The 24534-nt window shown below is 61.8% G+C and carries 24 protein-coding genes; 8 read left to right on the forward strand and 16 right to left on the reverse strand.

The features are described 5' to 3' along the window. The first annotated feature begins 12 nt into the window (after nucleotides 1–12). The 3 genes from H7C86_RS37860 (at nucleotide 13) to H7C86_RS19875 (ending at nucleotide 2542) form a co-directional block, all read left to right on the forward strand. The gene (locus H7C86_RS37860) at nucleotides 13–735 is read left to right on the forward strand and encodes an RDD family protein (protein ID WP_020968189.1); all 723 of its coding nucleotides are present in this window, start codon (nucleotides 13–15) and stop codon (nucleotides 733–735) included. Between the two features lie 10 nt (nucleotides 736–745). Continuing rightward, on the forward strand, nucleotides 746–1690 hold the full coding sequence (locus tag H7C86_RS19870; RefSeq protein ID WP_230091064.1) for a hypothetical protein: 945 nt from the start codon (nucleotides 746–748) through the stop codon (nucleotides 1688–1690). A gap of 117 nt (nucleotides 1691–1807) precedes the next feature. Beyond that, nucleotides 1808–2542, forward strand: a complete 735-nt coding sequence (locus H7C86_RS19875) for a queuosine precursor transporter (RefSeq protein ID WP_019746509.1) — start codon at nucleotides 1808–1810, stop codon at nucleotides 2540–2542. On the opposite strand, the gene tgt is transcribed toward H7C86_RS19875, so the two are convergent. Then, nucleotides 2533–3822 carry a tRNA guanosine(34) transglycosylase Tgt gene (gene tgt, locus H7C86_RS19880; RefSeq protein WP_019746508.1) on the reverse strand — a complete coding sequence of 430 codons (1290 nt, stop codon included), beginning with the start codon at nucleotides 3820–3822 and terminating at the stop codon, nucleotides 2533–2535. The genes H7C86_RS19875 and tgt overlap by 10 nt on opposite strands. 191 nt (nucleotides 3823–4013) lie before the next feature. Here tgt and H7C86_RS19885 point away from each other — a divergent pair, with 191 nt between their 5' ends. From H7C86_RS19885 to H7C86_RS19905, 5 genes are all read left to right on the forward strand, one after another. Next, nucleotides 4014–4805 (forward strand): enoyl-CoA hydratase/isomerase family protein, encoded by a 792-nt coding sequence (locus H7C86_RS19885; RefSeq protein ID WP_020723626.1) that lies wholly within the window; start codon nucleotides 4014–4016, stop codon nucleotides 4803–4805. A gap of 26 nt (nucleotides 4806–4831) precedes the next feature. After that, a complete protein-coding gene (locus tag H7C86_RS19890; protein WP_007731596.1) occupies nucleotides 4832–5803 on the forward strand; it encodes an ABC transporter substrate-binding protein in 972 nt (323 codons plus the stop codon). 119 nt (nucleotides 5804–5922) lie between these two features. After that, on the forward strand, nucleotides 5923–8259 hold the full coding sequence (locus H7C86_RS19895; RefSeq protein WP_259349251.1) for a CoA transferase: 2337 nt from the start codon (nucleotides 5923–5925) through the stop codon (nucleotides 8257–8259). Between the two features lie 50 nt (nucleotides 8260–8309). Then, complete coding sequence (locus H7C86_RS19900; RefSeq protein WP_021332885.1) at nucleotides 8310–9257, forward strand: zinc-binding alcohol dehydrogenase family protein; 948 nt, start codon at nucleotides 8310–8312, stop codon at nucleotides 9255–9257. A gap of 15 nt (nucleotides 9258–9272) precedes the next feature. Further along, entirely contained in the window at nucleotides 9273–10796 is a 1524-nt protein-coding gene (locus H7C86_RS19905) for an AMP-binding protein (RefSeq protein ID WP_182262110.1), read from the forward strand. Between the two features lie 7 nt (nucleotides 10797–10803). On the opposite strand, the gene H7C86_RS19910 is transcribed toward H7C86_RS19905, so the two are convergent. The 15 genes from H7C86_RS19910 to H7C86_RS19980 form a co-directional block, all read right to left on the reverse strand. Further along, nucleotides 10804–11706, reverse strand: a complete 903-nt coding sequence (locus H7C86_RS19910; protein WP_182262111.1) for an IclR family transcriptional regulator — start codon at nucleotides 11704–11706, stop codon at nucleotides 10804–10806. Between the two features lie 167 nt (nucleotides 11707–11873). Then, a complete protein-coding gene (locus tag H7C86_RS19915; protein WP_021342540.1) occupies nucleotides 11874–12698 on the reverse strand; it encodes an alpha/beta fold hydrolase in 825 nt (274 codons plus the stop codon). Continuing rightward, nucleotides 12698–13018, reverse strand: coding sequence for a DUF362 domain-containing protein (locus H7C86_RS19920; protein ID WP_021342539.1), 321 nt, complete (start codon nucleotides 13016–13018; stop codon nucleotides 12698–12700). Before H7C86_RS19920 ends, H7C86_RS19915 begins: the two co-directional genes overlap by 1 nt. A gap of 3 nt (nucleotides 13019–13021) precedes the next feature. Beyond that, nucleotides 13022–14032, reverse strand: a complete 1011-nt coding sequence (locus H7C86_RS19925; RefSeq protein ID WP_182262112.1) for an NAD(P)/FAD-dependent oxidoreductase — start codon at nucleotides 14030–14032, stop codon at nucleotides 13022–13024. A 134-nt stretch (nucleotides 14033–14166) separates the two neighbouring features. After that, nucleotides 14167–14952, reverse strand: a complete 786-nt coding sequence (locus H7C86_RS19930) for a class II aldolase/adducin family protein (protein WP_182262113.1) — start codon at nucleotides 14950–14952, stop codon at nucleotides 14167–14169. Nucleotides 14953–14965: 13 nt separating this feature from the next. Then, the gene (locus H7C86_RS19935) at nucleotides 14966–15802 is read right to left on the reverse strand and encodes an ABC transporter permease (protein WP_021342537.1); all 837 of its coding nucleotides are present in this window, start codon (nucleotides 15800–15802) and stop codon (nucleotides 14966–14968) included. After that, nucleotides 15799–16662: an ABC transporter ATP-binding protein gene (locus H7C86_RS19940; protein ID WP_007731623.1), complete on the reverse strand. Its 864-nt coding sequence runs from the start codon at nucleotides 16660–16662 to the stop codon at nucleotides 15799–15801. The genes H7C86_RS19935 and H7C86_RS19940 overlap by 4 nt, the downstream gene beginning before the upstream one ends. Continuing rightward, nucleotides 16659–17642, reverse strand: coding sequence for an ABC transporter substrate-binding protein (locus H7C86_RS19945; RefSeq protein WP_007731624.1), 984 nt, complete (start codon nucleotides 17640–17642; stop codon nucleotides 16659–16661). The genes H7C86_RS19940 and H7C86_RS19945 overlap by 4 nt, the downstream gene beginning before the upstream one ends. 204 nt (nucleotides 17643–17846) lie before the next feature. Then, nucleotides 17847–18803: an NAD(P)-dependent oxidoreductase gene (locus H7C86_RS19950; RefSeq protein WP_019746501.1), complete on the reverse strand. Its 957-nt coding sequence runs from the start codon at nucleotides 18801–18803 to the stop codon at nucleotides 17847–17849. A gap of 109 nt (nucleotides 18804–18912) precedes the next feature. Continuing rightward, nucleotides 18913–19785, reverse strand: coding sequence for an alpha/beta fold hydrolase (locus H7C86_RS19955; protein WP_019746500.1), 873 nt, complete (start codon nucleotides 19783–19785; stop codon nucleotides 18913–18915). Between the two features lie 30 nt (nucleotides 19786–19815). After that, complete coding sequence (locus H7C86_RS19960; RefSeq protein WP_138871458.1) at nucleotides 19816–20772, reverse strand: catechol 1,2-dioxygenase; 957 nt, start codon at nucleotides 20770–20772, stop codon at nucleotides 19816–19818. Further along, nucleotides 20772–22115: a M20 family metallopeptidase gene (locus H7C86_RS19965; protein ID WP_021342534.1), complete on the reverse strand. Its 1344-nt coding sequence runs from the start codon at nucleotides 22113–22115 to the stop codon at nucleotides 20772–20774. The genes H7C86_RS19960 and H7C86_RS19965 overlap by 1 nt, the downstream gene beginning before the upstream one ends. Before the next feature lie 122 nt (nucleotides 22116–22237). After that, complete coding sequence (locus H7C86_RS19970) at nucleotides 22238–23527, reverse strand: Rieske 2Fe-2S domain-containing protein (RefSeq protein ID WP_097388006.1); 1290 nt, start codon at nucleotides 23525–23527, stop codon at nucleotides 22238–22240. An 81-nt stretch (nucleotides 23528–23608) separates the two neighbouring features. Further along, complete coding sequence (locus H7C86_RS19975; protein ID WP_021332874.1) at nucleotides 23609–24007, reverse strand: hypothetical protein; 399 nt, start codon at nucleotides 24005–24007, stop codon at nucleotides 23609–23611. Next, nucleotides 24004–24489: a MaoC family dehydratase N-terminal domain-containing protein gene (locus H7C86_RS19980; protein ID WP_182262114.1), complete on the reverse strand. Its 486-nt coding sequence runs from the start codon at nucleotides 24487–24489 to the stop codon at nucleotides 24004–24006. Before H7C86_RS19980 ends, H7C86_RS19975 begins: the two co-directional genes overlap by 4 nt. Between the last annotated feature and the right edge of the window lie 45 nt (nucleotides 24490–24534).

Below are 24534 nucleotides of genomic sequence, written 5' to 3' on the forward strand. Positions count from 1 at the left end.
TGAGGGGAACACATGACAACCGGCGGGTACGACCCCAACCAGAATCCAGAAGGAGGGAAGCAATTCCCACCCCAGGATCCATATGGCCAGCAGGGAACACCTCCTCCCGGAAGTTACCCACCTCCCGCAGGCCCCCCGCAGGGCGGTAGCTACCCGCCTCCTCCACAGGGCGGGAACTTCCCGCCCCCTCAGGGTGGCAACTACCCGCCGCCCGGTGGATACCCGCCGCCTCCGCAGGGCGGCAACTTCCCGCCGCCTCCGCAGTTCAACGACCAAGGTGCGTACGGCGGAGGAAATCGACTGCCTTCGGGTGCTCAGCCGGGTGATCTGTGGATTCGACTCGGCGCCCGCATCATCGACGGAATCATCGTCGGCATCATCGCCGCGATTCTGGCTCTCTTGGTCAGTGACTCCGACAGCTTGATTCTGATCTCGGGACTGTTCTCGGGAATTCTGACCTTCGCTTACTTCATCGCAATGGAAGTAACGCAGGGTCGGACTTTGGGAAAGATGATTCTGGGCCTTTCAGTGCACGGTCCGGGCGGCGCACCTCGCCCCTCCGTCCAGCAGTCTGCGATTCGCAACGCCTTCACGTTGCTCTCGATCATTCCGATCATCGGCGGAATCCTCGCGCTGGTCGCCTACATCGTCATCGCGGTCACCATCAACAACAGCCCCACCAAGCAGGGCAAGCATGACGAGCTCGCTGGTGGGACTCAGGTAGTCAAGGGTTAGGTAGACATATATGACAACCGGTGGGCAAGACCCCAACCAGAACCCAGAAGACGGGAAGCAATTCCCACCCCAGGATCCGTACGGCCAGCAGGGAACACCCCCTCCGGGGAGTTTTCCTCCACCGGCCGGTCCTCCGCAGGGTGGAAGCTATCCCCCGCCCGGCGGCTACCCGCCGCCCCCACAGGGCAACTTCCCTCCACCCCCGCAGGGTGGAAGCTATCCCCCTCCCGGCGGAAACTACCCGCCTCCCGGTGGGTACCCGCCTCCTCCCGGTGGTGGCAACTTCCCGCCTCCGCCCCCGAATGACTACGGCGCAGGCTTCGGCGCCCCCCAGCTTTCTGTGGGTGCGGCAATTACCTACGGCTGGAACAAGTTCAAAGACAACGCACTGGTCTGGATCGGGATCTCGATCATCGCTTTTCTGATCGCCGGACTCATCCAGGGTGCTTTCAACGGCTTCGACTACACCAATACCGAATTCAGCGCGCTGTCGATCGTGGGTGGATTGGTCACCGCAATCGTCGGCTACATCATCCAAGCCGCATTCCTTCGTGGAGCGTTGAGCGAATTGGACGGAATCAAGCCGGCTTTCGGCACCTTCTTCCAATTCACGAACATCGGTGCAGTTGTTCTCGGCGGTTTCCTTGTCGCCGTCGCCACCTATGTCGGTTTGGTTCTGTGCATCATTCCCGGCATCATCGCGGCGTTCCTGCTCTACTACACGCTGACCTTCATCGTGGACAAGAATCAGGATGCGATTTCGGGCATCAAATCGAGCTACGCGTTGACCTCGTCGAACGTCGGAACGTTGATCCTGCTGGCGCTCGCTCTGATCGGTATCAACATCATCGGCGCACTGCTGTGCGGAATCGGTCTTCTCGTGACGGCGCCCGTCGCGCTGATCGCCAGTACCTACGCATACCGCGTGCTGACCGGCGGCCATGTAGCTGCCTGATCAGTTCGTTTGCATCACCGAAGGCCCTGCGGTTCCACGTGAAACCGCAGGGCCTTCGGTGTGTTCTGCGCAACTGGACGGTCGCCAACTCGCATCCGAGCGCCTTGTGGTGCTTGGATGACGGACGTGACAGCTCAGGATCAGCAAGACGAATCGACCCACGAAACCAAATTTGCGCACGTCAGCCGGGGTTATTACCCGACAATCGTCGCGCTCTTCACCGCAACGCTGCTGATCTCGAACGTGGCGGCGACAAAGGGGGTCGCCTTCTTTGCGGATTCCGACTTCTCGCTCGGTCCCTTGCAGATTCTGCCCATCATCACCGATGGTGGATTCTTCTTGTTCCCGCTTGCCTACGTCCTCGGTGACGTACTCAGCGAGGTGTACGGCTTCAAAGCGACCCGACGCGCGATCTACCTGGGCTTCGGCGCACTGATTCTTGCCGCCGCATGCTTCTGGATCGCTGTGCAACTCCCGTCGGCAGAGTTCTACGAGAACCAGGCCGCCCTCGAAACCGTGGTCGGCGTCATTCCCCGGCTGCTGGTCGCAGGATTGGCCGCCTACCTCGTCGGCCAGCTGCTGAACTCCCTGGTCCTGGTCATGATGAAAAAGCGCATGCAGGAGAAGCACCTGTGGGCGCGGCTGATCGGCTCGACCGTCGTCGGCGAATTCGCCGACACCCTTATCTTCTGTTCCATCGCAGCCGGTGTCATCGGCATCAGTACGTGGGAAGACTTCATCAACTACGTGCTGGTCGGCTTCCTGTGGAAGACGCTTGTCGAGGTTCTGGTCATGCCGATCACCTACCGCGTCATCGCCTACGTGAAGAAGCGCGAACCGACCTACGTCTGAGGTGCAGGCGTCTTCGCCGCATAGAACTTTCCGAGCATGTCCGCTTTGAAGTCGTGGAAGTATCCGCCTTCGATGCTGGCTCGGATGTCGTCGACCAACTTCACGGTGAATCGCTCGTTGTGGATGGTGCACAGCGTCGACGCGAGCATTTCCTTCGCCTTGAACAGGTGATGGATGTACGCGCGGGTGTAATTGGCGCAGGTGTAGCAGTCGCACTCGTCGTCGATAGGCGTGAAGTCACGACGGAATCGGCTGGTATTGATGTTGAACCGGCCGGAGCGGACGTAGATCGCGGCATTGCGAGCAACACGCGACGGATTGACGCAGTCGAAAGTGTCCGCGCCGTTCTCGATTGCGACGAAGAAGTCGTCCGGTTCACTGATGCCGAGCATATGACGCGGCTTGGTCTCGGGTAGTTCCTCGTTACACCAACGCACAATTGTGCCGAGGTTCTGCTTCTCGAGGGCGCCGCCGATGCCGTACCCGTCGAAGCCGTATCCGTTCTCGCCTTCGATCGACTCGAGGCCACGGCAGGCTTGACGACGCAGATCTTCGTACTGCGCGCCTTGGATCACCCCGAAGAGAGCCTGATAGGGCTTCTCGGCGCGTTCAGCGGTGAGCTTCTCGTGCTCGTTGATGCAGCGGATCGCCCACGCCTGCGTGCGCTCGACCGATCGCTCCTGATAGCCGCGGGTGTTGAGCAACGTGGTGAGCTCGTCGAACGCGAACATGATGTCGGCACCCAGCTGATGCTGAATCTGCATCGACACCTCGGGGGTGAACCGATGCTTGCTGCCGTCGAGGTGCGATTTGAACGTCACGCCCTCGTCGTCGACCGTCGCGAGACGCTCCTTGCCCTTTGCGATGACGTCGTCGGACTGCACGCCGACGGCTTCCATCGCGAGCACCTTCTTGAACCCGACGCCAAGGGACATCACCTGGAAGCCACCGCTGTCGGTGAAGGTGGGCCCGTCCCAGTTCATGAACTTGCCCAACCCGCCGGCCTCGTCGACGATGTCGGGTCCCGGCTGCAGGTACAGGTGGTACGCATTAGCGAGCAACGACTGCGCACCGAGTTCCTTCATGGACTCCGGCAGCACGGCCTTGACCGTGGCCTTGGTTCCGACGGCCACGAACGACGGCGTCGCGATATCGCCGTGCGGTGTGTGGATGGTGCCGGTTCGTCCGAGTCGGTCCTCGAGCCTGGTCCCTATGGTGAAAATCGACTCGGGACGCTTGTCGACGGAGGGCGCGGGCGGTGTCGGTACTGCAGAAGTCACGGGCTCAATCCTGTCACAGGAGCAAATATCGCCGTGATCACAGCGAAGAAAGTTCCTACGCGATCAGCATCCGCATTGGTCTACTGACCGAACCCGAGCGGTACCGCCGCGTGAGGGTCCCCACCATACTTCCCACTACACATCCCCCGGCTCGACCGGTTTACCCCGCCAACCCGCTGACAGGAGCTCACTTGACGAGACAGACCGGCCAGACCTACAACTTCGTCACCGTCGACGTCACAGACTCGATTGCCACCGTGACTATCGACAAACCTCCAGCCAACGCATTCAACCCCAGCATGATCGCCGAGCTTCTGGAGATACTGCCGGTACTCGCGTCGGACCAGACCGTCCGCGTCATTGTCGTGACGGGCACTGGACGGTTCTTCGTCGCCGGTGCGGACATCACCGTGATGCGCGAGCTGACGGAAGAAACTCAGCGCGCGATGCGCCCGTGGGTCGACGTACAGCGGATCCTCGAGTCGGCTCCCAAACCTGTCGTCGCGAAGATCAACGGGCACGCACTCGGCGGCGGAGCAGAACTGACGTTGGCCTGCGACTTCCGCATCATGGCGCAGTCGGCGACCATCGGCTTCCCCGAGATCGGACTTGGGCTTTTTCCGGGTGCCGGTGGCAGCCAGCGACTTCCACGCCTCATCGGCGCTCACCGAGCCAAAGTGCTCATGATCGAAGGCAAGCGCCTCAGCGCCGAGCATGCACTCGATATCGGCCTGGTCGACACCGTCGTTGCGGACGCCGACCTCGATGCGCATTGCGCTGACCTCGCACGCGAACTCGCGACGAAACCCACTGCCACCATCGGAATGATCAAACGCATTGTCGACGAGGGCATGTCGTTGCCGCTCGATCAAGCGCTGGATCTCGAATTCGAGGCAGTGCTCGACCTGATCAAGACGGACGACGCTGCTGAGGGACTTCAGTCATTCCTCGACAAGCGGTCCCCCACCTTCACGGGACGCTGACAGCTCCCATTTACCGAGAGGCCATCATGCTCAACAAATTTCAGAAGAAATGGGTGGGCGCAGTCGCTTCTCTCGCCGCCCTGACGATCGCGGTCAGCGGATGCACCCGGCCCGCTACCGACAACTCCGCGGAAAGTGGTGGCCTGGTACGGATCGCGGTGGGTGTAGACCCGTCGTACGCCCCGATTTTCCTGGCCGACCACGAGGGCATGTTCGAGGCCGCCGGCCTCGACGTCCAGGTCATCCAGACGGAAGGCGGGGCGGCGGGCGCCCAGAACGTCGTAGCCGGAACTTCGGAACTCTCCGGCAATGCCGACTCGACAGCACTGTCCGTCATGGCCGCCAATCCGAGCCTGCGGGCGCTGGGCGTATTTCAGGAATCCGACCGATACTTCCAGGTTGTACTGAGGAATGGCGTCGAGCCGAAGTCGATCAAGACCATGGGCGTCTTCCCCGGCATCGGCCTCTACTTCACGAACCAGTACCTGGCCAGTCTCGGCATCGACCCCACGACGGTCACACTCGTGAGCACAAGCCCGCCCGAACAGCCTGCTTTGCTGGCGCGCGGTGACATCGACGGCTTCCTGTCCTTCGACCCCTGGGTGACGCAGAGTGTCAATACCGGCGGGCGCGTTGTTGCCACGACCGGCGACTTCGGCGCCAAGTACGCCCAATGGATCATCGCTTCGGACAACTGGTTGTCCGCGAACGAAGAAACCGCAGGCAAGGTGTTCAAGGTGATCTCGGAAGCGTCGGCAATCGTGAACTCGGATCCGGATCGGGCTGCAACCGCAATTGCCGCGTCTATCCAGATGGACCCGGCCGAGGCCGCAGACCGGGTGACCCAAATCGATTTCGGTGGACGCGGATTCACCGAGGACGACGTGGAGCGCGCAAACGAACTTGTTGCATTCTTCCGCGAGCAGGGCAAGATCTCCGCGGACATCGATCCGTCCGCTGTCCTCCTCTCGGGATGGTTCGAGCAGAACGCCGCCTGAGCGGAGAGTGAGAACGGGTCCGGTGGGCAGACCGAAATCATGTCGCCCACCGGCCCGCAGAACTACGTTCGACACCAGTCGGTTCGGCGATATCTTTCGATTGAAACGGAGTAGTTGTGGTGCATCCCCCGGTACGGGTCGTAGAGATTTCCAGTCCGTTTGCGCGATTCGCCGGGCGCATCCTGGTCGGGCTGGGTTTCGAGGTCATTCTGGTAGAACCACCCACCGGTGACCCCAGTCGCACCGAGTCCCAGGGTGATTCGTACTTGCATTGGCATGCGGGCAAGAAGTCCGTTGTCCTCGATATCGACGACAGCAACGATCGCCTCGCTTTCGAAGCACTGCTGCGCAGTGCCGACGTCCTGCTCGACGGCAGCGCGACCGGCGCTCTACGCGACAACCGAGGATCTCTCGTTCACGTACGAGTGACACCCTTCGGCACAACCGGACCGCGAAGTGACTGGAAGGCAACAAATCTGACCGTCGCGGCACTCGGCGGGATGATGGCCCAGGTCGGCGATCCCGAGCACCCTCCACTGCTGCTCCCCGAACTCCAGGCTGAGCAGCTCGCCGGAATCAATGCCGCAATCGGCGTGCTTCTCGGACTGCGTTCGCGATCCAAGGGCCACAACCCGTTGCTGGAGATCAGCGCTCAGGAATGTGTTGCCGCCGCGCTGGAAGCGGGCACTCTTGCCTACATTCACGAGGACCGCGTACCACCGCGTCCGGGCCGGGTACATCCGCTCGTTCCGCACGGACTGTTCCAGGCCGCCGACGGTTATGTCGGTGGCGGCCTCGGCGGTAGCCCCCGCATGTGGGACGGCATGTTGGCCTGGCTGATCGACAACGATGCTCAGGACGATCTCGATCAACCGGAGTGGTCCGACGCGGTCTACCGAAAGACGCATCAGGAACACATTTTCGACGTTCTGTCCGCCTTCATCGCGAAGTGGCCGAAGGAAGAATTCGCGGTCAGCGCGCAGTCACGCAAGTTGCCGTGGGCAGCGGTCGACCGGCCCGAAGAACTGCTGCGTAACCCGCAACTCAACGACCGGGACTTCTTCACCGACGTGACCGGAGATCACGGTACCTACCGCGATCTCGGGTTCGGCTTCGCTTTCCCCGAAGGCCGGCGCATCGGAACGCTCGAGGCTGCCCGGTTGGGCCAGCATCAGGAACTCTTGAAGGCCACCTCGCCTGTGGCAGTGAACGAAACCCACGGGTTCAGCGGTGGCAGCACGCCCAGCCTCGAAGGTGTCCGCGTCCTGGATCTCACGTGGGTGTTGGCGGGCCCGTACGGCACCAGAATCCTTGCCGACCACGGTGCCGATGTCATCAAGGTCGAATCGATCGGACGCCCGGACCCGACTCGCTTTGCACCGTTCATGCATCTCTCGCGAGGACCGCACGACAATCCGAACACCAGCGGGTACTTCAACGACGTCAACCGCAACAAGCGCAGCATCACACTCGATACCCGATCCGCAGAGGGCCTTTCGGTACTGCGCGACCTGATCAGGAACTCCGACGTCGTGGTCGAGAATTTCAGCTCGTCGGTCATGGACAAGATGGGGCTCGGCTACGAACAACTCCGGGAGCTCAACCCGGACATCATCTACGTGTCGATGTCCGGGATGGGTCACACCGGTCCTCGCAAGGACTGGGTGTCGTATGCCGACATCGTTTCGGCAAGTACCGGTTTGACCGCACTGACCGGCTGGAACGCCGATGACGTTGTCGGAGTCATCTACGGCCATGGCGACATCGTCGCCGGACTGCAAGCCGGCGTCGCGATGCTGGCAGCCCTCGACTACCGCGACCGGACCGGCCGGGGACAGCACGTAGACCTGTCACAACTCGAAGCCATGGCAGCGCACATGGGTACCAGCGTTCTCCGAGCCGCCCGGTCACAGTCCCCCGATCCGATCGGCAACAGCCATCACGAACTGGCACCACACGGCGTGTACCCGTGCCTCGGCAGCGACCGGTGGTGCTCGATTGCCGTTCGCGATACCACGGAATGGAATGCATTGTGCCGCATCATCGAAGCAGAGAAATGGATCGGCAATCCTGACTTCGCGAGTGCAGAAAGCCGCCAAGCCGATCACGAACGTATCGACGACGCCATCGCCGACTGGACCAGGACTCTGTCACCCGAAACCGTCATGGAACGCTTGCAATCGGCGGGTATCGCGGCCGGCACCGTCCAGGACGGACGCGACCTGGTCGAGAGCGATCCACATCTTCGGGCACGCAGTTTCTATTCGGCACAGGAACATCCCCTCGCCGGAACATTCCTCCACGAAGGCATCCCCGTTCGCCGGAACTCCGAACCCGGCTCGATCCGACGCGCTGCGCCGGTGCTGGGCGCGGACACCGACGACGTCCTCGAGTCGGTGCTCGGATACAGCGACGAACTGATCGCCGGACTTCGCGACCAGTCGATCCTGTCCTGACCGCACTCATATTCAGTACATCCATTCACAGATCGCTCCTAGGAGACACAATGCGCGCGGCCCGACTCCATCAGTTCGGCACTTCACCGGTCATCGACGACATCGACATTCCCACACGTGAATCCGGTCAGACGCTCGTGCGCATCGACGCTGCCGCGCTCGGCCATCTCGACATCACCGTCGCGAGCGGAAACTTCGGAGTCAAGCCGAACCTGCCACATATCGGCGGAACCGATGGTGCTGCGACGGTAATCGAATCCGACACCTATGAGCCTGGCACCCGCCTTCTGGTCCGAGGCGGCGGAGTCGGCCTGTTCAAGAACGGTTGCTGGGCTGAGTATCTGGTAGCGGCAGACAAGGCGTTCACACCCTTTGATCCCGCACTGTCGCCGGCCGTCGCCGCAACCTTCTTCCTGCCCAGCACAACCGGCTATGTTGCCGTCAACGACATTGCAGCCGTCGCTCCCGGCGAACGAGTTGTTGTCGCCGGAGCATCCGGCGCTGTCGGATCGATGGCAGCACAGTTCGCTCTGCTTGCCGGAGCGTCCGAGGTAATCGGTGTTGTACCGCGCGAAGATCAGGCTGCCTTGCTTCCGGAGGGTGTGCGTCCCGTCGTCGGGCAAGGCGACGAACTTGCCGGGGTGCTGGGATCCGAGCCTTCCGTCGACGCCGTGATCGACACGCTTGGCGGCGACGGCTTGCCGCACCTTCTGGCGAGTGTTATCCCCGGTGGCCGGGCTGCCCTGATCGGATATACCTTGGGTAAGAGCCTCACCCTGGACTTGCCGAACTGGTTGCTCAGCGATGTCCGGATCCTGCCCGTCAACATGATTCGCAAGACTGCCCGGCAAGCCGAACTGGCACCTGAAATGATCCGGCTGCTCATCGAAGGCAAGATTTCCGTTGCAGTGCAGGAGTTTCCGCTGGATGACATCGCAACGGCACTGCAGTTGATGGGTGAGGGCAAGGTTGCCGGCCGGGCCGTCGTCGTACCCTGAGGGATACAATTACCCATGCCCCACGACGCACATGCCATTCCGCGCTCGCTTCCGGATTTGATCCGGAGGCGAGCTTTGGAGCGTCCGGAGCACCCGGCGCTCGTCGTCGACGGGATCACGGTCACCTACCGCGAATTGCGGGATCGTGCAGCGTCGATGGGGGCGGATCTCCGTAATCACGGTGTCGGCCGTGGGGAGCGCGTGGCGGCACTGTCCGGCAACAGGATCGAACTGGCAGACCTTGTTCTCGGATGCGCGTGGATCGGTGCGGTTGTCGTCCCACTCAATACGGCCCTCCGAGCCGACAGTGTTGCCAGCGCACTCGAACAGGCTGGTGTACAACGGATCCTGGTTTCACCCGAATACTCAGGCGCTGTAGCCGGATTCGACGGCACCGTGTGGGTCATGGGTGAACAGTGCGTCCCCACTGCCGGTTCGCATCCGGGCTGCGAGCCCGAGACCCTCGATCCGCTCGACCTAGCCGCGATACTCTTCACCTCCGGCACCACCGGTCTGCCCCGAGGCGTCCGATGCCCGCACGCGCAGTTCCTGCAGTGGGGCAAAGGCGTCGGCGCCTCACTGGGGCTCACCGCGGATGACGTCCTGTACAACTGCTTGCCGCTCTTTCACACGAATGCGCTCAATACATTTGTTCAGTCCCTCTGGGCAGGGTCGACTTTTGTACTGGGTCAACATTTTTCGGTTCGGCATCATTGGCACGAGGTTCGCCGGATCGGTGCGACTGTCGACTATCTCCTGGGCGCGATGGTTGCCATGCTGATGAACGCTGACCCGTCGTCACAGGATCGAGAGCACAGCGTCCGCGTAGCGCTTGCCCCGGCAACCCCTACACATCTGATCGAACCGTTCGCACAGAGATTCGGTGTGGAACTTGTGGACGGATTCGGAAGTACTGAAACCAATCTCGTGATCGGCACGCTTCCAGGAAACCGACGAGCCGGGTACATGGGTATGGTGATGAGCGGCTACGAGGCCGTCGTCGTCGACAACGGTACCGCTGTGGCTGACGGAGAGCCCGGCGAACTGGTAGTCCGCACCACGGTGGCAGGCGCCTGTTCACAGGGGTATCTGGGCGACCCTATCCCCGAGCCGGGAAGCTGGATCCACACCGGAGACAGGGTGATTCGCGAGGAGGGAGGATGGTTCCGATTTGTCAATCGGATCAAGGATGTCATTCGACGTCGAGGTGAGAACATTTCCGCCGCCGAGGTGGAAGCAGTCCTGGCGCTACACCCTTCGGTCAGTCAGGTTGCGGTCTTCCCGGTGCCGTCGGACCTGGCCGAGGACGACGTCATGGCAACCGTGATCCTCCGCCCCGGAAGAGATTTCGACCCCACCTCGATTCTGGATTTTTCCCAGATTCATCTTCCGTATTTCGCCCTTCCCCGGTATATCGACGTCGTAGAGTCGTTGCCACTCACAGAGACCGGAAAGGTGCAGAAAGCAGTGCTACGGGCTCGGGGCGTCGGCTCGCAGACCTGGGACTGCGAGAAGAGCGATTTCCGCGCACGTCGCTAGGTGCGCCCTACTTGCCGCAACCGTTGAAAGAGCACATCACCGGGCTGCAGATGGTACGTAGAGCGAGCGGGTCGCTGGGTGAATGTGTGCATTTCATGGCATGGAGCTTTCGAGTGATCCCGACGCCTGCAGTTCGCAGTGCGCCGGTGATCCGGCTGACGTTGAGCCGAGCCGTCGGAGCAGTCACCGACAGCGCACCCGCCAGGGTGCGCGGCCCACTGAACACGGGTACGGCAACACTCATGTATCCGAGCCGCGTCTCCTCGACTTCCACTGCGAGTTGTTCCTTGCGCATTCGCTCGAGTTGTTGGCGCAGCACGCTGACGGACATCGTCGTTCGGCTGGTCAATGCGGTGAAACCCTGCTCGACAACCTCGTCGAAAACCGACTGCGGAGAGAAGGCAAGAATGATCTTGCCAGTCGCAGTGCAGTACAAAGGGAGCCGACCGGCTACCCGCGACTGCTGATTGAGCCCGCGATGCCCGATGATCTTCTCGATGTAGAGAACGTCAATGCCGTCACGAACCGCAAAATGAACGGTCTCCTGCGTCGCCAACAGAAGGTCCTCCATATACGGAAGGGCTGCATCCCTGAGAATCCGCTGACGTGGCACCAATTGGCCCAGCTCGAACAAACGCAGGCCCAGCCTGTACTTGGTACCCGCGCGCTCGAGCAATCCCCACTCGACCAGCTCGCCGGCCAACCGGTGAACCGTCGCTTTCGCGACCCCACTGCGCCGGGTGAGCTCCGTCAGAGACAGGTCACTGTGGTCGGTGTCGAAAGCGTCCAAGATCATTCGAGCCTTGCCCAGGACCGAGGACAGTTCACCTGCAGGCTGCGATGCAGCGGTCGTTTCCGACGCGATGGGTAGTACGGATCCGAACCCGACGGATTGTTGTGGAGCGGCCATGAGTGTCCTCCTGAACGATCTGTGACAGCCTGCCGAGACCGAGTGCCACAGCGACCGAAATCGGTCGGGGCCCTCGCTGGGTGCAGGTGCTTCGATACTGAGACTATGGTGACTGTACGGTGAGACGCACGCCACACGGTCCGCTCAGTGAACCCGTCTCGCAGAGTTTACACCGGGCGTCTACCTGCGTAATTCTCTAGAAACACGCGGACGGCTTCGGCGATCTGGGGGGCGTGCTCTTCGATGAGAGCCACCGTCCCGGATTCGACGATTGCCGTTTCCACGACCGCCGCACCTGTCAGGTTCGTCTGCAAGGGGCCCAGGTTGGGCATCGAGAAGGGATCCTTCTGCGCTCCGATCAGCAGAACCGGGGCAGTCACCGAACCGATCCTCGTCTCCATGACGTAGCGGGCACAGGCTTTGTGGCCCTCCGCCGGATCAACCCGGTAGGCAAGCGCGTCCCGGATGAACCTGTCGAGTAGCGCGGTGCCTGGTTCCGGGTAGTAGGGGCGACGCATCTCCCACAGCCTGGTGAGATGGCTACCGTCTGCGGCTCGGTCGACGCAATCGATCCCACCGGGTCCCGAGTGCCCCTCGCGATAGTTGCAGTCGGTCCACGGGCACGACGAGAGCACGGCAGCGTGCACCCTCTCGGGGCGTGATGCCGCCATCTCGAGCGCCACTGCCGCACCGGTGTGGTGGCCGATGACCGTGACTCGATCGACGCCCAGGGTGTCGAGCAATTCCCACGCGCCTCGCGCATAGGTCTCGATGGTCTGCGGGCCGGGCACCGGAGCACTGTTGCCGTACCCCGGCATGTCCATCGCGACAACGAGGAAGTCGTCGGCAAGGAGTGGAATGAGCTCGCGGAACTCGTCCCACGAACGGGGCGCCTGATGAAGCAGGAGAATCGCATCACCCGAACCTTGTTGCGCATAATGCAATTGCCCGAAGGACGAATCCACGTATCCGAGTTGCAGGCCGCCAGTCATCAGAACGCCGAAACCATCGGAGTATCGACGCCGACGATGTCGATCTTTGCCGAACCACCCGGATTTCCGACAGGCTCGCTACGGGTAGGCAAGATCTCGAGGAAGAAGCGCTTGTTGTCTTCCTTGAAATCCGGGTCTGCTTTCCGGTCGACGGTGATCGCCTCCACCGGGCAGGCCAATTCGCAAGCGCCGCAGTCGATGCATTCGTTCGGGTTGATGTAGAGCTTGCGATCACCCTCGTAGATGCAATCCACGGGGCATTCTTCCATGCACGATCGGTCCGTGTAGTCGATGCATGCTTCACCGATGACAAATGCCATGGCCTAACCCTCCTGTTCGGTGGAGTGTCCGGGGAAGATCTCCGCTTCCGGATCCAGCGCTGCCGCAGCGTTGTTCACCGCAGTCGCGGCTTCACCGAAACCGACGGCAATCAACCGGACCTTGCCGGGATAATCCGTGATGTCCCCGGCGGCGTACACACGCGAAACATTCGTCTCCATCCGTGTATTCACCGCGATGTGGCGATTTTCGATATCGATTCCCCACTCCATCATCGGACCGAGGTCGGCCGTGAATCCCAATGCCGCGATGACGGATTGAGCTGGCAGGGTGGACGTGCTCTTGTCTTGTTTGTGGGTGATGTCGACCTCGCCGATCCACCCGTTTCCACGTACCGCCGAGACATCGGCGTTGACGAGAACCTGGACACTGCTTTCCCGCACCTTGGCAACTGTGGACTTGTGCGCGCGGAAACGATCTCGCCGGTGAACCAGGGTGACGGACTTGGCAATCGGTTCCAGGTGAACGGCCCAGTCGAATGCGCTGTCGCCGCCACCGACGATGACAACATCTTTCCCGGTGTGCGCCGACAAATCCGGGACGAAGTAACTCAGCCCCCGATCCATGAACTCCAAACCCTTCGCCAACGGCCGCGGGGTGAAGGTTCCGATGCCGCCGGTGATGACAACCGCGCCGGCCACCACTACCTGGCCCGAGCTGGTGATGATCCGCACCCGGCCGTCGTCGTCATGCGACAGCTCACGAGCCTGCATGCCCAGAAGGTAGACCGGATCGAACGGGGCGGCCTGCGCCATCAAACCCTCGATGAGGTTGCGTCCCTTGACCGAAGGGAATCCCGCGATGTCGAGGATCGCCTTCTCCGGGTACATCGCACTGACCTGTCCCCCCGGTTCCACAAGGGCATCGATCACGGCAACCGAGAGGCCGCGGAAGCCTGCGTAGTACGCGCCGTATAGCCCGGCGGGGCCGGCACCAATGATCAGAATATCGACGCCGATCTCGTTGTCGGTCGCCGTGGGAGACGTTGTTTTCACACTCGATACGGTATTGCGCCGTCGGACTCCCGCAAATGAAACCGGTCCGCTCAACAGACCTCGGTAACAGTTGCGGGACAACACGAAAAGGGCCCGCCGACCTCTCGGTCGACGAGCCCAATGCTCGCAGGAATTCAGTACGCGAATACCTCGGGTTCGTCTGCTGCGATCATCTGGATGATGGTCGAGTACGCAAACCACCCCACCTTCTCGGTGCCGACTGCCTCGTGGGTCTGCGCCGCGATCTTCTCGTGCAGGACAACCGGATCACCGGCGGCTCGCGCCGTCAACTCCGCCTGCATCGACCGCTCCATCGACACATACCACCACACTGCGCTCTCCACGGACGTTCCGACGGTCAGATGGCCGTGGTTGGTGAGGATCACGGCCTTGTTCGATCCGAGGGCATCCGCGATGCGAATCCCCTCCTCTTCGTCCAGCGCCACCCCGTGATATTCCTCGTAGATCGAGTGATCCTCGTGAAAGGCGCACGCGTCCTGAGTGATCGGCGTGAGGCGGGTGTGCAGCGAGGAGAACGCCTTACCGTTCAAACCGTGAGCGTGAACAGCTCCGATGACGTCGGGACGAGCCTCGTGAACCTTGCTGTGGATGACAAACGCTGCTCGGTTGAGCGGTCCGTCTCCGGAAATGACCGTGCCGTCCGACGCCACATGCAGCAATTCCTCCGGCTGAACCTGGGAGAAGTGCCGCCCGAACGGCGCAGTCCAGAAAGTCTCCGGATCCTCTGGGTCTCGGGCGGTGATATGTCCCGAGATTCCCTCGTCCAAACCGAATTTCGACAAAATCCGATACCCGCCGATGACAGCGGTCTTGCGACGACGCCGCTCACTCTCGATATCGGTGAACTCGGGCGGTCCCGGAATTCCGGCCTGCTCGGCAATGCTCAGCGGGTGATTCATGCTGCGCTCCTGACTATTTGACGCCGTAACGGGCGAGGTACCGCGAGGACAGAATGCGGAGAATCCGGTCGAAGATGAAGCCCATGATGCCCAGGACGATGATGCCGACGAACGTCCAGTCGATCCGGCCGTAGTTTCGAGCCTGCCAGATCATCGAACCGATACCCTGGTCGGCGGCGACGATCTCCGCCGACACGATGGTGAGGAAGCTGTTGCCCATCGCCAGGCGAGCGCCCGTGACGATGCCGGGGATCGACGACGGCAAGACCACCGTCTTCATGATCTGAAGTTTGTTGGCACCAAGATTTGCCGCTGCCTGCAGTTTGTTCTCGCTGATCGCTACAGTCGCGGCAATCGTGCTGACCGTGACGATGAATACCGAGGTGTAGAAGATCAGAACAACCTTCGACGTCTCACCGATGCCGAACCAGACGACGGCGAGAGTGACAAACGCAATAGGCGGAATGAACCGGAAGAACTCGATGTACGGATCGAGGAGCTGTCGCACGATGGAAATGCGGCCCATCAAAATTCCGACGGGAGCACCGATCACGACACCCAGGAACCAGCCGATGAGAATTCGCTGACCCGATGCGGTGATCGACGACCACAGAACGCCGCTCTCCCACAGTTCCTGTGCCGCCGACCATACTTCGGCCGGTGATGCAATGGTGGTCGGCCCGTACCACCACGCCAGGAATGACCAGATGCCCAAACCGATTGCCGCTGAGGCTGCATACATCAGCGTCGCTTTGACAATCTTGGATCGCCGCGCCGACGAACGCTTTTTTGTCTGCGCCACCTTCGCTGTTCTCACACCGGCTGAACCACCGGTCACTACAGCCGTCACAGCTCGTCCTCCTCAATGCCTTGGTTCCGCAGCGACGCAACCACTTCTGCCCGAATGTCGTCCCGCAGCTTCTCGTAGAGCTCGATCACCTCGGGATCGTTGCGGTCTCGCGGACGAGCCGCATTGACCTCGTAGACGCTCTTGATCCGGGCCCGCGGGCCGGCCGACATCACGATCACACGGTCAGCCAACGTCAGTGCCTCGTCGATATCGTGAGTCACGAATACCACGGTGCAGCGGGTGTGCCGCCAGATACGGTCGAGTTCGGTCTGCAGAACCTGACGAGTCTGAGCGTCCAACGCACCGAACGGCTCGTCCATGAGAACCAACGACGGCTGGTTGGCAAGAACTCGTGCGATCTGAACACGTTGCCGCATACCGCCGGACAGCTGCGAGGGGAACTTCGCACCCGCGTGGGGCAAGCCGACCATCGCGAGGTACTCGGCCGCGATACTCGCCTGCTCGCTGCGGTTCGCTCCACGCATCCTGGGGCCGTAGGCCACGTTCTGGCTCACGGTCATCCATTCGAACAACGCTTCGGAGCTCTGAAACACCATGCCGGCGTGGCGGTTACTGCCGGCGACGACATCTCCGTCGCACACGATCTCGCCGGCGCTGGGTTCCACGAAGCCGGCCATGGACGACAGCAGCGTCGACTTGCCGCAGCCACTCGGACCGAGCAGACAGACGAATTCACCTGGCTGCACGTGCATGTCGATTCCGGCGACGATCTCCGCCGCGCCGAAGCTGATTCCGAGGTCGACCACGTCGATGGCAACACCGGTGTTCTTCTTGCCGGGGCCGGCTGTCCCCGCGCTATTCGTCGAGCTGGTCGTTGAACCACTTGTTGCGATACTCACTGTGCACCATCCTTGTACCAATCCAGAAGCATTGCCGATTCGAGATCCGGCTGGTCGCTGAGAACACCGATCGACTTGTAGAAATCTACGATCGACTGAGCCGACTCGACATCCGCAGCTTCGAGATTCACCACGGCGAAGTCGATCTCGTCCACCGCGGCAATAGTCTGATCCTCGCTGACGTTCACAGCCGCCTTGGTCGCGGACGCTGCCACGCCCGGATCCGACTCGACCTTGCGCGTTGCCTCGTCGAGCACCTTCGCGACGGTTCGCGCTGTCTCTTCGTTGGCCGACAACCACGGAGCCGTCGTGATCGCCCAATGATGATAGAACCAGCCGTAGTCTCCGGTTACTGCCACCACGTGGCCGGTTCCCTGATCCAGGGCGGTTGCCGGCCACGGCTCCCACAGGACAAACCCATCGATGTCGCCGCGACTGAGCAGTGCGGGCATGTCCGTCGGGGTCGCCGAGATCATCTCGACCGAACCGGGGGCAATGGAGTTGGCAGCGAGGTACTTGTCCGTCGAAATCTGGCTGAGTCCCGGGACGATGCCCATCTTCTTGATCGCAGCCGGTGAGTCGACACCGTTACGCAGCACGACCTTGATGTAGTCACCCGACGCCTCGTACGAGTACATCGCGCGCAACGACGGATTCTGACGCAACTGGGCGATCGTTGTCGTATCGGAGCTACCGGCGATCTGGACCTGCCCGGTCGAGAGTGCGTCGACGGCCTCGCCACCACGACCGAACTGGACGAGTTCGACGTCCAAACCGGCAGCGTCGAACATGCCTTCCTGATCCGCTACGAAGAACGGAGCGTAGGAAGCATCGATTCCGACTGCGATACGCAGTGGTCCACTTCCGGCGGAATCAGCTGTGCTTTGCGTCGCCGGGCGGCTGCATGCGCCGGTTGCAACGGTCAGCAGCAGCGCAGCCGAAACAAGAGCAGTCCTTCCAAACTTTGACAGCGAGGCCATCTACTCACACCTTTGTTTGTGATCTGTGCCGCAGTTGCGGGTCGTGGAGAGCAAACCTAGCTGTGTGTACCTACACCCGAGAACCAACCGGGTCCACCGTGCGGACCGGGGACAGGAACTTACCTCGGCGAAACACTGCACCTGGAGGAACGTGCGGACCGAAATACTTCGGTAACACGGCCCTCGATCACAATGTCCACCGAATCACAATGTCCACCGAATTGTCTGCGAGCGCAGCGCACTGGCGACATTCTGCGCCGTCATCGAATAGATCGACGCACGCGCTCCGGCGCTGCCGCCGGCGACGTGCGGGCTCAGGAGGGTCGAATCGAATCCACGGAGCGGGCTCGAAATCGGTAGTGGTTCAACGTCGAACACATCGAGGGCAGCGCCGCCGACATGCCTGGAACGCAAGGCACGCGCCAATGCCGCGTCGTCGACGACAGCGCCGCGCGCCACATTGACCACGATCGCTCCGGTGGGCAACTGCGCAACTCGATGGGAATTGATCAGTCCCCGAGTTGATTCCGTAAGCGGGACGGCCAGCACCAGGACATCCGCGAGAGGCAGTAACTCGTCGAGTGACACAAACGTCGCAGCCACAGTGTCACGCGGTCTCGAACGCGCGGTGACGTAGACGTCGCAACCGAAGGCGGCAAACAATTCTGCACACCGGCGGCCGATCGAACCGACACCTACGACGCCGACCCGGCGCTGCGCCAGATCGCGGCAATCGCGCGTCAGGATGGATTCCTGTGGCCATCGACCATCGGTAACCTCGTTGTGCGCCCAGAACATGGAGCGGCACAACACACCTGCCGCGAGCACTGCCCACTCCGCAACCGAATTCGCGTTTGCACCGGGAGTATTCGCCACCGGAACTCCGGCGGCGCGCCAGGCTTCGGCATCGATGAAATTGGTTCCGGCACCAGGCTGTTGGACGAGGAGCACATTCCGGCCGAGCTCTGCTTCCTCCTTGCCCAGTGGCAGATCACCACTCCAGTCCCCCACCACGACGTCGCATGTCGGCAACTCCGCACGGAGCGCCCCCGTGGTGCGCTCAGGTAATCGAACTACCTCCGCCTCACCCCTGACGGCGTCACGGATTGCGGTACCGAGTCCGTTGTCGGCGTCGGCCGTCAGCAGAAGTACTTTCTTCACGAGAACTCCTTCGCTGTAAGACGATGACTGTACCTTCGAAAACGCGGAAGCCGGCCTCCCAATCGAGAGACCGGCTCCATTACGCAGCAGTATATTTGGCAGGAACTTCTCAGATAGCTGCCTTCGCGCTGGCTGATGCCTTTGCCAAGAACTCGAGGCTCAGCGGGTTGTACTTCGCTGCCTGCTCGTGCTGCGGCCAGTGACCGCACTCCGAGTAGAGTTCGAGCTGAGCGCCCGGAATATCCTCGGCCATCTTCTTCGCTTCCGGAACATCACCGAACGGATTTTCCTGACCCCAGACCACAAGAGTCGGCGCCTTGATGAGTGCCATTCGATCCGGGCGCAGCAGGTTCCGCTGGCGAACCTCCATCTCCTGCAAGGAAAGGAGGTTGTGGATGTTGGCGACAAAATCAGGCTGATGGTAGATCCGGTGACGAGCCTGAACCAATTCCTCGGTTGCATCGGCGGGATCATGCATGAGCAACTGCATACGTGCGCGGGTCAATTCGATGTCGTCGCTCTGGACGGCCTTCGCGGTCGACGTCTTGATGCGCTCCATGACTACCGGGTTCGCGACTGTTCCGCCTGCTGCCAGCAACTGCAGCGACAGAACACGTTCGGGCTGCTCGCTGGCCAGGTAGGCAGCGACCCAACCACCGAGGCTTTCGCCCACCAAGTGCACACGGTCCAGTCCGACCGCGTCGAGGTAGTTCACCAAATGCTCGACGTAGCGCGGAATCTCGTACGGGTAGTCAGGCTTGCCGGTGTAACCATGGCCGAGCATGTCGATCGCGTGAACCCGGTAAGACTCGGCGTGCGGTGCAATATTGCGTGCAAATGCCTCGAGGTGTCCGCTGGTGCCGTGCAGGAAGATCACGGCCTCGTCACCGGATCCTGCCTGCAGAGAGCGCGTGGGCACACCGCCGGCGTCGACGGTCGTCAACTCGAAATCGAGTCCGGCAAGTTCGTTCCAGATTGTCATCAGAGAAACTTCCTTTACTGAAGGTGCAGATTATGTTGTTGCGCTGGCTGTTCCAGCTGGATCGAGAATCGTGACACCCATACCGGTGAGCCACTCGGGAATCGCTTCGTAGGCAAGGCGTTCACCCGGAACGTAGTCGAGCATCGCGGCCATCATGAGCCAGGTCCGCAACTCCTGCGCACCGTTGCCCGCCTCGTCTTCGATCTGCTGCGTCGTGAACTCGGCAAGCTCACTTGCCTTGCCACTGGCAAACAGATCAAGAATTCGGTCATCGAACTCCGGAGTGATCGCGGCATCGGCCGCGCGGATGATCTGGCGTCGCCGGACGTCGTAGTCGGACCAGTTCTCCCGGCCGTCCAGCCAGGCTTGAACCATGAAATCCTCGTCCTCACCGTGCGGATCACGCCAGTCCGGCCAGGGCAGACGATGAGACAATCCGCCGGACGCGATCACCACGACGCGGGTATCCGCCGGATACGACGCAACGGCATCCCGCAGGGCCTTCGCCACTTCCTCACATCGCTTGAACGTCGGGAGAGGCGGCGCGAATACGTTGACCACCAACGGAACTATCGGAACATCGATACCGTCGAGAAGGTACTGAATCGCGTGAGACTGACCATGATCGATCTGCAATCGCGCCGAGTAGGCAAGATCGAACCGGCCACCTTCGATCAGCTCGTTTGCAAGGTGCCTGGCGAACTCCACGTCGACCCGTTGCGGTCCCTTGGGTGTTCCTGACTCGCCACTGGAAATGCACTCTCCGACGCCGAGAGTGAACGCCGGAATCAGATCCAGCCAGAAACCGCGAAAGTGGTTGGAGCCGAGAATCAAGACAACATCGGGTTTCGACGCCGCGATCTTCTCCCGGCTCAGATACAGCGCGTCCCTGAAGCGTTCGGCCTCCGCCTTGTGCGTCGTCTCTTCCCAATGGGTGTTCATCAAGGTGCTGTGGGAGGCACCGATACCCAGAACTATCTTCGCCATCAGTCGATTCCTACTTCCTCGAGCGAGCGGGTGACGGTGTCGAGGGCCACTCGGATCAGATACTTCGTAAATCTCTCCGCCGCAGCGAGATCCACAGTGTTCATCCCCATCGCGAAGTCCACCTCGAAGGGTGCGTCGACCACCTTGGGCATACCCACCCGAATCGTCGGGATGCCGCGGCTGCGCAGGATGTTTGCGTCGGTGGCTCCACTGGCGTCGAAGAAGTCCTGATGCGGCTCTCCTTCGGCAGCCTCCCACGCGTCGACTGCGGCGCGGCGCAACCACATTCGAGGGTCGGAACCCTCACCGGGGATGGCAAGAACCTGTTCGACGTCGATCTGTAGATCCAGCGATTGTGCGATCTCCGCCACGACAGCTTTGAGTTCACGCTTGGCTGCGGTGGGCGTCGTCCGCGGGCTGAGCCGCAGATCAACGGTAAGGCGCACCTGCTCGGGGGTGAACGACGCTGTTCGCTCCCACCCGCCGCGGATGTTGGCGACGATCCCCTGGGGCGCAACCAAACCGTCCTGATGCGCCGCCGAGTACTTCGGGAACCATTCCTCCAACTTGGCGACCACCTCGCCGGCGGCGGTAATCGCGTTGCGGTACGGCAACCGGTGGCGCGAGCCGACGTAGGTGTGCAGACCGTGCACCGTGATCTCGAACCAGGCCAGGCCCACTTCTTCCCAGGAAACCGTCCAGCCGGGCTTGGCGATCAGCGCGCAGTCCGCCCACACTCCCTGTTCCAGGAGGAACGAGCAGCCGACGCCCTGGCCGGTGTTGTGTCGGGGGTTTCCGACACCGGGGCGGGCATTGGTCGGCATACCGCCGGCGCCGAATCCGAGTACCAGGTCACCGCGGAGCGGAATGCCAGCTGCGGCAATTGCTTCGGCCGCTGCGACGATGCAGACGGCGTGGCCTTTGGGGTTCGACGCACCTAATCCGATCACGTAGTTCTCGTCGAACTGGGCGTGCGGCGTCAGATCCGCTCGCAGCTCGTTTCCCACCCACGGCAGGTCTTCCGCCGGATCGCCCGTCGTGACGGTGTCGATCGGCGCATACAGCAACAGGTCCGGTCCGGACCCGTCACCGCGGAGCCTTCCCCACGAGTTCGCTTGCCGATCATCGAGATCCATTGTGTGGGCCTCGATGCCCGACGCTGCCAGGACCGCCGTGATGTGGCGGGCCAGCGGTGCTTCGTCACCCGTCGGACTGGGAATGTTCACCACCGAAGTGGCGAGATCTCGCAATCGCGCACGATCGACATGGGCGTAGGCTCGCTCGACCCATTCCCGGCGCTCGTCGCCTAGGCCTGCGAGAGCGTCGGCCCTCGCAGTGGTCATGGATTGACCTGATGTACCTGAGTATTGCTGCGCTCGCCGGCCAGCTGCCACAGCTTGGGAACTGCCACTGCAACAGCGGCACCGATAGCGACAGCCGTCAGAATCTTGAACATGTATCTCTCCTATTCGCTGGTGCCGGTGGGAATCTGAGCGTCGGCGACAGGGGCCGAGCGGGACGTTGGCGTCCGGCGCTCTCGGGTGGGCCTGACCGGCGCCTTGGGGGTGTGCTTGGCCGCGTCGGCGATCTTCTCGGCGTACTCTTCCTCTGCCAGATTTCGCCACGTCGTCAGCGACACGTCCGGTCGGTACAGCTTCTCCGGCGGCGCGTCGGTGACCTCGACCATCCACGCATCCTGACCCGAGAACTGACCGTGGAACAGCCAGCGGATCGCGCCGAGGTACTTGGCGTAGAAGCCCAATTTTGCTGCGCCGGAGACGAAGTTGACCATGAGGCCGACGTACTTGTGGTTGTCTTCGTCCACCGGGACGTAGAACTCGTAGTGAATGAACTTGGGGTACGCGATGCGCAGGACACCCGGCATGGACAGTGAAGCAAAACCGGGGAAGTTCTGAGCTGCGATCACAGGATTGACATCCAGGCCGGCGCCGACGTTTCCGATCTGCGAAATCTGGGTCTCGTCCGGCTTCTTCTTCCACCACCGCTTGTTCGTCCAGGTTCCCACGCCCGGGAATTCCGCCTCCCAGTACACCTCTTCCTGCACGCGGTAGATCCAGCGTCCCTCCGGAACGATGCTCGTGATGTTCCACGTGGGCATCGGCTTGAACAGACGCCACAATGCGGTGCGGTGCAGGTACTTCGCATGTCCCTCGTCGAAACCGTTCTCACATGCGAAGCGCCAGTTGCCTTCTCGGGGCTGAATCCGACCACCGACGATACCCTTGTTCTCCACCAGCTCACGCGGCAACTGGTCGTCGATGGACGGCGCCGGCTCGTTGGCGATCGGGATGTACACCCACACCAGACCGAGTCGCTCCTCGATCGCATAGGTCTGGACGTTCAGCTTGCCGCAGATCTTGGAATCCGGACCGTCGGTGATGACCGCGGCCAGCTTGCCGTCAGTGAGCCGGTACGTCCAGCCGTGGTACGGGCAGCTGACGGTTCCCGGGAACTGCTGATCGCCCTCGGACAACGGAACGCCGCGGTGCGGGCACCGATCGTGCAGGGCATATGCCTTGCCTGCGTCGCGGATGATCGCCAGCTTTTCACCACAGATGGTGAAGCTCTTGGGGTCTTTGGTGATGTGGTTCGACCACGTGACCGGGTACCAGTAACCGCGGTATCCGCTGCCGGCTGCGTTGTAACCCGGCCATGCCGTCCAATCCTGCCGACCGGCCGCTCGTGGCCGGTCGGGCAGCGCGAACGTGGCTTCCGACGCCTCGACACCAGTCATGTGAAGTCCTCTCGACACTGAACGTTTGAATGAAACAGATCTTGGGTGAGATTGCGGTCTACGCCAATGGATTCGGTTCGCTCAGCAGACCCGGACCACCACAGCGGTTCCGACGGCACACAGCACGCCATTGTCCGAATGCTCCCGCAATGCCAAAGTTAGTTGGTCACTGTCGATTTGGGACACTTCACCCGACACCTCGAGTGTGGTTCCGACGGGCGCGGGCGCACGATTCTGCCAGGAGACGGACACAACTCCTTCGTATCCACCGGCAAAGTGTGACGCGGCACGAAAGAACAGCGTGCCCTGCAACTGGGCCATGACCACCGGTGCGGACAACCCCTCCGTCTGCGCATAGGAGGCGTCGTAGTGAATACGGTGCGAATTGTGCGTCGACGCCCCGAATCGAAGGATCCGAACCGGATCGCAGACCAAGGTCACCGATTCGATCGGCGTGCCCACGACTACTGTTTCGGTCATCGGACGATGAACTTCTCGACGACCTCGGCAAATGCGCCGGACTGCGCACCCCGGTAAGTCTTGGTGACCGAGAGCAGCAGAAACTCGTCCGGAGCCCGGCCCTTGGTCGTCACGGTATCGAGTACTCGCCCTACGACGACAGCCTCACCCAGCGGGGCCGGTCGCAAGAAAGTCACACTCTGCCCGCCGGCCATCAAGCGCACGTCGATACCGTCTGTGCCCGGCACTTCGTCACGGAACATGCCGTCTGCTCGGTACTCTCGATCGGAGCCACCTTGCGGTCCTCGCAAAAGCGAAGGCAGATACATCGGATGGACGGCAAATGCCGGGTGCTCCGGGTCGAGAAACCGGGGGGCCGTCTCGGCGGTGGCAACCGCAAACGCAACCGACTCCGCCGGACGCACCGTTCCCAACTCTCGCGTTTCCCGCGTACCGATCATCGCCTCCGCGCGATCACGCGCGTGCTCGAGTTCTGTTCTCATGCCAGCACGCTAGGCATTCGGAAGTCTCACAGCCACGAACCGGGT

The organism is Rhodococcus sp. UFZ-B548 (assembly GCF_903819475.1).
In the GTDB taxonomy this organism is placed as follows: domain Bacteria; phylum Actinomycetota; class Actinomycetes; order Mycobacteriales; family Mycobacteriaceae; genus Rhodococcus_F; species Rhodococcus_F erythropolis.

What these genes read in the sequence shown, in the direction of transcription:
- H7C86_RS37860 (WP_020968189.1), top strand. Translation starts at nt 13, where the DNA reads ATGACAACCGGCGGGTACGACCCCAACCAGAATCCAGAAGGAGGGAAG.
- H7C86_RS19870 (WP_230091064.1), top strand. Translation starts at nt 746, where the DNA reads ATGACAACCGGTGGGCAAGACCCCAACCAGAACCCAGAAGACGGGAAG.
- H7C86_RS19875 (WP_019746509.1), top strand. Translation starts at nt 1,808, where the DNA reads ATGACGGACGTGACAGCTCAGGATCAGCAAGACGAATCGACCCACGAA.
- H7C86_RS19890 (WP_007731596.1), top strand. Translation starts at nt 4,832, where the DNA reads ATGCTCAACAAATTTCAGAAGAAATGGGTGGGCGCAGTCGCTTCTCTC.
- H7C86_RS19900 (WP_021332885.1), top strand. Translation starts at nt 8,310, where the DNA reads ATGCGCGCGGCCCGACTCCATCAGTTCGGCACTTCACCGGTCATCGAC.
- H7C86_RS19905 (WP_182262110.1), top strand. Translation starts at nt 9,273, where the DNA reads ATGCCCCACGACGCACATGCCATTCCGCGCTCGCTTCCGGATTTGATC.
- H7C86_RS19910 (WP_182262111.1), bottom strand. Translation starts at nt 11,706, where the DNA reads ATGGCCGCTCCACAACAATCCGTCGGGTTCGGATCCGTACTACCCATC.
- H7C86_RS19915 (WP_021342540.1), bottom strand. Translation starts at nt 12,698, where the DNA reads ATGACTGGCGGCCTGCAACTCGGATACGTGGATTCGTCCTTCGGGCAA.
- H7C86_RS19920 (WP_021342539.1), bottom strand. Translation starts at nt 13,018, where the DNA reads ATGGCATTTGTCATCGGTGAAGCATGCATCGACTACACGGACCGATCG.
- H7C86_RS19930 (WP_182262113.1), bottom strand. Translation starts at nt 14,952, where the DNA reads ATGAATCACCCGCTGAGCATTGCCGAGCAGGCCGGAATTCCGGGACCG.
- H7C86_RS19945 (WP_007731624.1), bottom strand. Translation starts at nt 17,642, where the DNA reads ATGGCCTCGCTGTCAAAGTTTGGAAGGACTGCTCTTGTTTCGGCTGCG.
- H7C86_RS19955 (WP_019746500.1), bottom strand. Translation starts at nt 19,785, where the DNA reads ATGACAATCTGGAACGAACTTGCCGGACTCGATTTCGAGTTGACGACC.
- H7C86_RS19960 (WP_138871458.1), bottom strand. Translation starts at nt 20,772, where the DNA reads ATGGCGAAGATAGTTCTGGGTATCGGTGCCTCCCACAGCACCTTGATG.
- H7C86_RS19965 (WP_021342534.1), bottom strand. Translation starts at nt 22,115, where the DNA reads ATGACCACTGCGAGGGCCGACGCTCTCGCAGGCCTAGGCGACGAGCGC.
- H7C86_RS19970 (WP_097388006.1), bottom strand. Translation starts at nt 23,527, where the DNA reads ATGACTGGTGTCGAGGCGTCGGAAGCCACGTTCGCGCTGCCCGACCGG.
- H7C86_RS19975 (WP_021332874.1), bottom strand. Translation starts at nt 24,007, where the DNA reads ATGACCGAAACAGTAGTCGTGGGCACGCCGATCGAATCGGTGACCTTG.
- H7C86_RS19980 (WP_182262114.1), bottom strand. Translation starts at nt 24,489, where the DNA reads ATGAGAACAGAACTCGAGCACGCGCGTGATCGCGCGGAGGCGATGATC.